Here is a 10648-nt window from a genome sequence, read left to right on the forward strand (position 1 = left end):
CGCTGTTGTCCGCCCCTGTGCGGGCCCCTATAGTGACGACGTGTCGCAGCACGAAGCACGGCGCCTCCGTCCTCCCCGCCACCGGCTCGACCGCCGCGCTCTGCTCTGGTGGAGAACCCAGGCCGCGGCCCTCGCCCTGCCCCCCGTCGCAGTGCTCGCCCTGCTCACCGCGCTCATCCCGCCCGCCCGCACCTGGCTCGGCCTCGCCCTGGCCGTCACCACCGCCCTCGGCCTCGCCCACCTGCTGGTCATGCCCGCCTGGCGCTACCGCGTCCACCGCTGGGAGGCCGGCGAGGACGCCGTGTACGCGGTCTCCGGCTGGCTCTGGCAGCAGGCCAGGATCGCGCCGCACTCGCGGATCCAGACCGTCGACACCGCAAGCGGCCCGATCCAGCGGCTCTTCGGACTGACCGGGCTCGTCGTCACCACCGCCTCCGCCGCCGGCCCGGTCCGCATCCAGGGTCTGGACCGCCAGGTCGCGGCCGACCTCGCCGAGACCCTCGCCGCCCGGGCCCGGGCCACGCCCGGGGACGCTCAGTGACCCTCGGGAGCGCCCCCGTGACCGAAGCCCCCTGGCAGCGGCTGGACCCGCGCATGGTGGCGACCTGCCTCACCTGGCTCGTCCCGCCGCTCTGCTCCACCCTGCTGACCCTCCTGCTCACCGGCGGCACCCTCGACCTCGCCGCACTGATCACCCTCGGCTCCATCGCCCTGACCTTCCTGGTCATCGCCGCCCTGTTCGGCGTCCGCCTGCTCACCACCCGGTACCGGATCACCGCGGACCGGGTCGAACTCCGCAGCGGCCTCCTGCTGCAGCGCCACCGCACCGTCCCGCGCGACCGGATCCGCAGCGTCGACATCACCGCCGGCCCGCTGCACCGCCTCCTCTCGCTGCGCACCGTCCGGATCAGCACCGGCGCCCACACCGCCGCCGACACCAGGGAACTCGCCCTCGACGGCGTTCCCCGCGCCGCCGCCGACCGCCTGCGCGAACAGCTCGCCCCCGACGGAACCGCCGCCGACACCACCCTCGCCGTGCTGCGCCTGCGCTGGCTGCGCTACGCGCCGCTGACCGTCTGGGGCGTGGCCTGGGTCGGCGCCGCTGCGGGAGGCTTCGCCCGGCTGCTCGACGCGCTGCGGATCAACCCCGCCGAGGTCGGCCTGCTCCGCTCCACCTGGTCCGCACTGACCGGCCTCCCGCTCTGGGCCGCGATCACCCTGCCGCTCCTGGTCGTCCTCCTGCTCGGCGCGCTCACCTCACTGGCCACCTTCGTCGAGACCTGGTGGGACTACCGCCTGGAGGACGTCGACGCCGGAACCCTCCGGCTGCGCCGAGGCATGTTCAGCACCCGCTCGCTCTGGCTGGAACGCCGCCGGCTGCGCGGCCTCCAGATCGCCGAACCGCAACCCCTGCGGCTCGCCCGCGGCGCCCGCCTCAACGCCGTCGCCACCGGCCTCGGCACCGCCGACGACCGGTCCACCTCCACCCGCAGCGCCCTGCTGCCCCCCGCCTCCCGGACCGAGACCGACCGCGTCGCCGCCGCCGTCCTCGGCGAGGAACCCGGCTTCCTCGCCGGGATCGAGCTCACCCGCCCGCCCCGGGCGGCACTGCGCCGCCGGATCACCTGGGCGCTCGCGGCCGTCACCCTGATCGAGGCGCCGCTGGTCCTGCTCGGCGCGCTGCTCACCGACGTCCTGCTGCACATCGCGTGGATCTCCGCCCTGGTCCTGCTGCCGACGGCCCTGGCCGCAGCGGTCGACGCCTACCGCAGCCTCGGCCGAGGCCTGCACGGCGGCTACCTCGTCACCCGCTACGGCACCTACGCCCGGCGCACCGTCCTGCTCGACCGGGCCGGGATCGTCGGCTGGACCGTCAAGCAGTCGGCGGCCCAGCGGCGGGCCGGACTGGCCACCCTGGTCGCCGCCGTCGCCGCCGGGCGGGGCGGGTACACCGTCCGGGACGTGCCGCTCGCCGAGGGGCTCGCGTTCATCCGCGAGGCGACGCCCGGGATCGTCGACGCATTCCTCGAACCGGTCCCCGAACCGGTCCCCGAACCGGTCCCCGAACCGGTCCCCGAACCGGCTCCCGAACCGGCCCCCGGGCCGTAGGCGGGCCGTCACCCCTCCTGGGAGCAGCCATAGGGGTGCGGTAGGAGCTGTGGCCCCGGGGAGGGCTGGTTACGTTCGCCGGACGGTGTGGGCTATCCACGGTTCTTCTCGCCGAAGGTGAGCGCTTGATGATGAGTTCGTCCGGGGACTTCGGAGCAGCAGTGCCGAGCGCCGACGGGACGGCCGCCGCGCCGGGGCCGGACCTGCGCCGCCGCCTGGCCGACCTGCCCGTCCCCGAGGCGCGGCAGCTGCTCACCGACCTCGTCACGGAGCTCGCGGCCGCCGCGCTGCGCCGCCCGGCCGACGAGCCGGTCCCCGCCCACGGCACCTTCTTCGAGACCGGGTTCGACTCGCTCACCGCCGTCGAACTGCACGGCAGGCTCACCGCCGCGACCGGCCTGGCGCTCCCCGTGACGCTCGCGTTCGACCACCCGACGCCCGCCGCGCTCGCCCGCCACCTCCACGCCGAACTGCTCGGCCTCGCCCCCGAGCGGGCCGAGACCGTCGCTACCGGGCACCACGACGAGCCGATCGCGATCATCGGCATGGCCTGTCGCTTCCCCGGTGGCGTCGGGTCGGCCGAGGACCTCTGGCAGCTCGTCGAGAGCGGAACGGACGCGATCGGCGACTTCCCGGCCGACCGGGGCTGGGACCTCGACGCGCTCTACTCCGCCGACCCCGACCGGCCCGGCACCAGCTACACCCGCCAGGGCGGATTCCTCTACGGCGCCGCCGAGTTCGACGCCGACTTCTTCGGGATCAACCCGCGCGAGGCGCTGGCCATGGACGCCCAGCAGCGCCTGGTCCTGGAGACCTCCTGGGAGGCGCTGGAGCGGGCCGGCATCCGGCCCGAGACGCTGCGCGAGGAACGCGTCGGCGTCTTCGTCGGCGCCGAGGCGCAGGAGTACGGGCCCCGCGTCCAGGACGCCACCGAGGGGCTGGAGGGCTACCTGGTCACCGGTAACGCGGCGAGCGTCGCCTCCGGCCGGGTCGCCTACACGCTCGGCCTCCAGGGCCCGGCCCTCACCGTCGACACCGCCTGCTCCTCCTCGCTGGTCGCGATCCACCTCGCCGCGCAGGCGCTGCGGCAGGGCGAGTGCACCATGGCGCTGGCCGGCGGCGTCGCCGTGATGGCGAGCCCGGCCTCGTTCACGGCCTTCTCCCGCCAGCGCGGCCTGGCCCCGGACGGGCGCTGCAAGCCGTTCGCCGCCGCCGCCGACGGCACCGCCTGGGCCGAGGGCGTCGGCATGCTGCTCGTCGAGCGGCTCTCCGACGCGCTGCGCAACGGGCACCGCGTGCTCGCGGTCGTGCGGGGGAGCGCGGTCAACCAGGACGGCGCGTCCAACGGCCTCACCGCCCCCAACGGCCCGTCCCAGCAGCGGGTGATCCGGCAGGCCCTCGCCAACGCCGGGCTGTCGGCCTCCGAGGTGGACGCCGTCGAGGCGCACGGCACCGGCACCACCCTCGGCGACCCGATCGAGGCGCAGGCCCTGCTCGCCACCTACGGCCAGGGCCGCACCGGGGACCCGCTCTGGCTCGGCTCGCTGAAGTCCAACATCGGCCACGCCCAGGCCGCCGCCGGCGTCGGCGGCGTCATCAAGATGGTTCAGTCCTTCGCTCACGACCTGCTGCCGAGGACCCTGCACGTCGACGAGCCGACCCCGCACGTCCACTGGGCCGCGGGCGACGTCCGGCTGCTCACCGAGGCCCGCCCGTGGCCCGAGACCGGCCGACCGCGCCGCGCCGCCGTCTCCTCGTTCGGCATGAGCGGCACCAACGCCCACCTCGTCCTGGAGGCGCCGCCGACCGCTTCCCCCGTTGAGCCCGCCGCTGCGGCCGGTGCCGCGCCCGCTGCCGTGCCCGCCGGGCCGGTCGCGCTGCCGCTGTCGGGCCGGACTCCCGAGGCGCTCGCCGGACAGGCCGAGCGACTGCTCACCCGGCTGGACGCGCCGGACACCGACCCGGCCGACCTCGGCCTCTCGCTGGCCACCACCCGGACCCACTTCGCCCACCGCGCCGTCGTCCTCGGTACGAACCGCGAACAGTTGGCGCGCGGCCTCGCCGCGCTCACCGCCGGGGAACCGTCCGCACAGGTCGTGACCGGGACCGCCGACCGCGGCCGGACCGCGTTCCTGTTCGGGGGCCAGGGCGCGCAGCGGGTCGCCATGGGCCGCGGCCTGTACAGCACCCAGCCGGTCTTCGCCGCCGCCTTCGACGAGGCCGCCTGGTACCTCGACATCCAGCTCGACCGGCCGCTCGCCGAGGCGATCGGCGACGCGGAACTGCTCGCCAGGACCGAGTACGCGCAGCCGGCGATCTTCGCCGTCGAGGTCGCCCTGCACGCACTGCTCCGGCACTGGGGCGTCCGGGCCGACGTGCTGCTCGGCCACTCGATCGGCGAGATCGCCGCCGCACATGCGGCAGGTGTGTTGTCGCTGGCGGACGCGGCGGCCCTGGTCGGCACGCGCGGCCGGCTGATGCAGGAACTGCCCTCCGGTGGCGCGATGCTGGCGGTCGGCGCGTCCGAGGCCGAGGTGCTGGCCGCGTTCCCGTCGGTGGACGTGGCGGCGGTCAACGGCCCGGCGTCGGTGGTGCTCTCCGGCCTCGCGGCGGAGCTCGACGCGGCCGAGGCGGTGGCGGCCGAGCGCGGCTGGAAGACGTCCCGGCTGCGGACCGGCCACGCCTTCCACTCCCGCCTGATGGACCCGGCGCTGGACGAGTTCCGCCGCCTCCTGCGCTTCCTGACCTTCCATGAGCCGAAGCTGCCGGTCGTGTCGTCGGTGACCGGCCGCCCGGTCGGGCCGGGCGAGTGGACGGACCCGGAGTACTGGGTGCGGCAGGTTCGCGAGCCGGTCCGCTTCGCCGACGCGCTCGCGGCGCTGGACGGCGTCACCCGGTACGTGGAGCTGGGCCCGGACGGCGTACTCACCGCGCTGGCCCGGCAGGCCGCCCCCGAGGCCGTCTGCGTGCCGCTGCTGCGCCGCGACCGCGACGAGCCCGCCACCGCGGCTGCGGCCCTGGCGGCGCTGCACGTCCACGGCGAGGCCGTCGACTGGCCGGCCCTCTTCCCGCACGCCCGGGTGGTGGACCTTCCGACGTACGCCTTCCAGCGGCAGCGCTACTGGCTGGAGAGCGCCCCCGCCCGGCCCGGCGCGGTCGACCCGGGCGACGCCGCGTTCTGGGCTGCCGTCGACCGCGCCGACCTCCCGGCGCTCGCCGAGGAACTGGGCGTCGACACCGGGGCGGTGGCCGAGGTGCTGCCGGCTCTGGCGTCGTGGCGTGCTCGTGGTCGGGAGCGGTCGCTGATCGATGGCTGGCGCTACCGGATCGAGTGGGAGCCGGTGACCGTCGCAGCCGGGGGCCGTCTGGATGGCGTCTGGGCGGTGGTCGGTGAGGACGTGCACGGTGTGGGTGCGGTGTTGGCCGGGTTGGGTGTGTCGGTGGTGCCCGTGGTGGACGGGGCTGCGCTGGCGGGGCTGGATGTCGTGGGTGTGGTGGCGTCGCCGGTGAGTGTGGTTGAGGCGTTGTCGGTGGTTCGTGCGCTGGTCGGCGTGGGGTGCCGGGTGCCGTTGTGGCTGGTGACGCGTGGTGGGGTGGCGACGGGCCGGGCTGATGGTGCGGTGGATGTGGGTCTGGCCGGGGTGTGGGGCCTGGGTCGGGTGGTGGGTCTGGAGCATCCGGAGTTGTGGGGTGGTCTGCTGGATCTGCCGGAGGTGTTGGACGGGCGGGCGGTTGGTCGGGTTGCCGCGGTGCTGGGTGGCGGGCTGGGTGCGGAGGACCAGGTCGCGGTGCGCAGTGGTGGGGTGTTGGTGCGGCGTCTGGTGCAGGCGCCGGCTGGGTCGGGTGCGGTGTGGCATCCGCGTGGCACGGTGCTGATCACCGGTGGCACGGGTGGGCTCGGTGCGGAGGTCGCCCGGTGGGCGGCGGGGGCCGGTGCGGAGCGGTTGGTGCTGGTGTCGCGGCGTGGGCTTGGGGCGCCGGGGGCTGCGGAGTTGGTGGCGGAGCTTCCCGGGGCTGAGGTGCATGCGTGTGATCTGGCGGAGCGTGACGCCGTTGAGGCGCTGTTGGCGGTGGTTGGTCCGGTTGATGCGGTGGTGCATGCGGCGGGTGTGGCCGAGGACGTGCCGCTGGTGGATGCCGATGCCGCGCATCTGGACCGGGTGATCCGGGGCAAGGTCGACGGTGCGCTGCACCTGGACGAACTGGTCGGCGAGGTCGACGCGTTCGTGGTCTTCTCATCCATCTCCGGCATCTGGGGCAGCCGCGGCCAGGCCGCCTACGCCGCAGCGAACGCGGCCCTGGACGGCCTGGTGGCGCGCCGCCGGGCGAACGGCCTGCCGGGGACGGCGATCGCCTGGGGCCCATGGGCGCGGATCGGCATGGCCGCCGACCAGGGCGAGACCGAACTCCTCCGACGGCAGGGTCTTCTCGCCCTGCCACCCGCCCAGGCGATCAGCGCCCTGGCCGGCGCCGTCGGCAGCGACGAGGGCGCGGTGACGGTCGCCGACGTGCGGTGGGCCGAGTTCGTACCGCTCTTCGCGGCGATGCGCGCGCGGCCGCTCTTCGACGAGCTGGCCGTGGCGGCCACCTCCGCTGTCGGCGGCACCGTGTTCTCGGGCCTGGGCCAGCGCCTGGCGGGCCTCGCCGCCGGCGAGCGCGAACGGTTCGTCGCGGACCTGGTGCGCACCCAGGTCGCCCTGGTCCTGGGCCACGAGTCCGGCGAGGCGGTGGCTGTCGGTCGGGCCTTCAAGGAGTTGGGCTTCGACTCGTTGACCGCTGTCGAGCTGCGTAACCGCCTGGCCGCTGTCACCGGTCTGACGCTCTCGGCGACGCTGGTGTTCGACCATCCGAGCGTGGAGCGGTTGGCGGCCCACCTGCTGGGTGAGTTGAGCGGTTCGGTCGATGCCGTGCTGACCCCGGTGGGCGCGGCGGTGTCGGGCGAGGACGACCCGGTCGTCATCGTCGGGATGGGTTGCCGTTTCCCCGGCGGTGCCGACACGCCCGAGGCTCTCTGGGAGTTGGTCGCGTCGGGCGTGGATGCGGTCGGCGGGTTCCCGACGGACCGCGGGTGGGACCTGGAGGCGCTCTACCACCCGGACCCGGACCACGCGGGCACCTCGTACACCCGGTTCGGCGGATTCCTTTACGAGGCGGGCGAGTTCGACGCGGGTCTGTTCGGGATCTCGCCGCGCGAGGCGCTGGCGATGGACCCGCAGCAGCGGTTGCTGCTGGAGACCTCCTGGGAAGCACTGGAGAGCGCCGGCCTCGACCCGCTGGCGCTGCGCGGCGCCCGGATCGGCGTCTTCGCCGGCTCCAACGGGCAGGACTACGCCACCCAGCGGCACGACGTCCCCACCGACCTGGAGGGGTATCTCGGCACCGGTACGGCGGGCAGCGTCGTCTCCGGGCGGCTCTCCTACACGTTCGGGTTGGAGGGCCCGGCGGTGACCGTCGACACGGCGTGCTCGTCCTCGCTGGTCGCGCTGCACCTCGCCGTGCAGGCGCTGCGCAGCGGGGAGTGCGACGCGGCGCTGGCCGGTGGTGTCACCGTGATGTCCACCCCGGACGCGTTCATCGACTTCTCACGCCAGCGGGGCCTTGCCGCGGACGGTCGGTGCAAGCCGTTCGCGGAAGCGGCGGACGGCACCGGCTGGGGTGAGGGCGTCGGCATGCTGCTGGTGGAGCGACTCTCCACTGCTCGGGCGGCCGGGCGTCGGGTGTTGGCGGTGGTGCGGGGTACGGCGGTGAACCAGGACGGTGCGTCGAATGGTCTGACGGCGCCGAACGGTCCGTCGCAGCAGCGGGTGATCCGGGCGGCGCTGGCGCAGGCGGGGTTGTCGGCGTCCGAGGTGGATGCGGTGGAGGCGCACGGGACGGGTACCTCGTTGGGTGACCCGATCGAGGCGCAGGCGCTGTTGGCGACGTACGGACGCGAGCGCTCCGGTGAGCCGTTGTGGCTGGGGTCGGTGAAGTCGAACATCGGGCACACGCAGGCGGCTGCGGGTGTGGCGGGGATCATCAAGATGGTTCTCGCGATGCGGCACGGTGTGCTGCCGGGGACGTTGCACGTCGACGAGCCGTCCTCGCACGTGGACTGGGCCTCCGGTGCGGTGGAGTTGCTGGCGGAGGCGCGGCCGTGGGAGGCCGTGGGCCGTCCGCGTCGGGCGGGTGTGTCGGCGTTCGGGGTCTCGGGCACCAACGCGCACGTCATCATCGAGGAGCCGCCGACTGCCCCTGCTGCGTCGGGAAGGGCCGTCGAACTGCCGCTGGTGCCGGTGCTGCTGTCCGGTCACACGGCGGACGCGCTGCGGGCGCAGGCGGAGCGGCTGCGGACGGTCGCCGACGCCGACCTGCCCGGGATCGGCCTCGCGTCGCTCACCCGGGGTGCGCTCACCCACCGGGCGGTGGTGCTGGCGGGTGACCGAGGCGCGCTGGTCGGCGGGTTGGATGCGGTGGTGTCGGGCTCGGGTGCGCTGACGGGTGTGGCGCGTGCGGGGCGGGTGGCGTTCCTGTTCACGGGGCAGGGGGCTCAGCGGGTCGGGATGGGGCGGGGGTTGTACGAGGCGTTCCCGGTGTTCGCGGATGTGTTCGATGCGGTGGCGTTGCAGGTGGACGCGCATCTGGAGCGGCCGTTGGCGGAGGTGCTGGCGGACGAGGAGTTGGTCCACCGCACCGAGTACGCGCAGCCGGCGCTGTTCGCGGTGGAGGTGGCGGCGTTCGCGCTGCTCCGGTCCTGGGGCGTTGAGGCTGACGTGCTGGTGGGTCACTCGATCGGTGAGATCGCGGCCGCGCATGTGGCGGGTGTGCTGTCGTTGGCGGATGCTGCTGTGCTGGTGGCGGCGCGCGGGCGGCTGATGCAGGCGCTGCCGTCCGGTGGTGCGATGCTGGCGGTCGGGGCCTCGGAGGGCGAGGTTCGCGAAGCGTTCCCGGACCTCGATCTCGCGGTGGTCAACGGTCCGGTGTCGGTGGTGGTTTCGGGCCTGGTGGAGGAGATCGAGGCGGCTGCTGCGGTGGCGGCCGAGCGGGGGTGGAAGGCCTCGCGGCTGCGGACCAGCCATGCATTCCACTCCCGCCTGATGGACCCGATGCTGGACCAGTTCCGGGCCATAGTCGGCGAGTTGGAGTTCGGCGAGCCTGCTATGCCGGTGGTTTCGTCGGTGACGGGTCTGCCGGTCAGGTCGGGTGAGTGGTCGGATCCGGAGTATTGGGTGCGGCAGGTTCGCGAGCCGGTTCGCTTTGCCGACGCGCTGGCGGTGTTGGATGGCGTGGGCCGTTTCGTGGAGCTGGGCCCGGACGGTGTGCTGTCCGCGCTGGTTCAGCAGCCCGGGGCTGTCACGGCGCCGCTGCTGCGTCGGGAGCGCGACGAGGTCGCCACCGCGCTGACTGCCCTCGCGGGCCTGTGGGTCAACGGCACCCCCGTCGACTGGGCGCCGCTGTTCGCCGGCGTCGAGCCGGTCGAGCTGCCGACCTACGCCTTCCAGCGGCAGCGCTACTGGTTGGAGAGCCGCCCTGCTGCTGCTGTTGCCGATGACTCGGCCGAGGCCGGGTTCTGGGCCACGGTGGAGCAGGGGGACCTGTCCGGCCTGTCCGAGAGCCTCGGCGTTCCGGCCGCCTCACTGGAGAACGTGCTGCCGGCTCTGGCGTCGTGGCGTGCTCGTGGTCGGGAGCGGTCGCTGGTCGACGGGTGGCGGTATCGCGTGACGTGGGAGCCGGCTGATCTTGCTGTCGGTGAGTTGTCCGGCACGTGGGCGGTGGTCGGTGAGGACGTGCACGGTGTGGGTGCGGTGTTGGCCGGGTTGGGCGTGTCGGTGGTGGCCGTGGTGGACGGGGCTGCGCTGGCGGGGCTGGATGTCGTGGGTGTGGTGGCGTCGCCGGTGAGTGTGGTTGACGCGTTGTCGGTGGTTCGTGCGCTGGTCGGCGTGGGGTGCCGGGTGCCGTTGTGGCTGGTGACGCGTGGTGGGGTGGCGACGGGCCGGGCTGATGGTGCGGTGGACGTCGACCAGGCGCAACTGTGGGGCTTCGGCCGCGCGGTGGGTCTGGAACACCCGGAGCTCTGGGGCGGCCTGTTGGATCTTCCGGCGGCCGTTGACGCGCGGGCTGTCGGGCGACTGGGCGCGGTGCTGGCTGGCGGGCTGGGTGCGGAGGACCAGGTCGCGGTGCGCAGTGGTGGGGTGTTGGTGCGGCGTCTGGTGCAGGCGCCGGCGGCTTCGGGCACGGTCTGGCGTCCGCGTGGGACGGTGCTGGTCACTGGCGGCACGGGTGGGCTCGGTGCGGAGGTGGCGCGGTGGGCGGCGGGGGCCGGTGCGGAGCGGTTGGTGTTGGTGTCGCGGCGTGGGCTTGGGGCTCCGGGGGCTGCGGAGTTGGTGGCGGAGCTTCCCGGGGCTGAGGTGCATGCGTGTGATCTGGCGGACCGGTCGGCGGTCGAGGCGTTGTTGGCGGTGGTGGGTCCGGTTGATGCGGTGGTGCATGCGGCGGGTGTGGCCGAGGACGTGTCGCTGGTGGATGCCGATGCCGCGCATCTGGACCGGGTGATCCGGGG

General features: G+C 74.3%; 3 protein-coding genes. All 3 read left to right on the forward strand.

Features of this window, described 5'->3' with window-relative positions; genetic code table 11:
* The first annotated feature begins 40 nt into the window (after nucleotides 1–40).
* Nucleotides 41–541 (forward strand): PH domain-containing protein, encoded by a 501-nt coding sequence (locus ACFU74_RS09955; protein WP_380754518.1) that lies wholly within the window; start codon nucleotides 41–43, stop codon nucleotides 539–541.
* A 17-nt stretch (nucleotides 542–558) separates the two neighbouring features.
* Nucleotides 559–2109, forward strand: a complete 1551-nt coding sequence (locus ACFU74_RS09960; protein WP_380754521.1) for a PH domain-containing protein — start codon at nucleotides 559–561, stop codon at nucleotides 2107–2109.
* A gap of 128 nt (nucleotides 2110–2237) precedes the next feature.
* Nucleotides 2238–10648: SDR family NAD(P)-dependent oxidoreductase (locus ACFU74_RS09965; RefSeq protein ID WP_380754523.1), on the forward strand; the 8411-nt coding region annotated here is incomplete at its 3' end.

It is taken from the genome of Kitasatospora sp. NPDC057500 (genome assembly GCF_042802195.1).
GTDB lineage: Bacteria > Actinomycetota > Actinomycetes > Streptomycetales > Streptomycetaceae > Kitasatospora.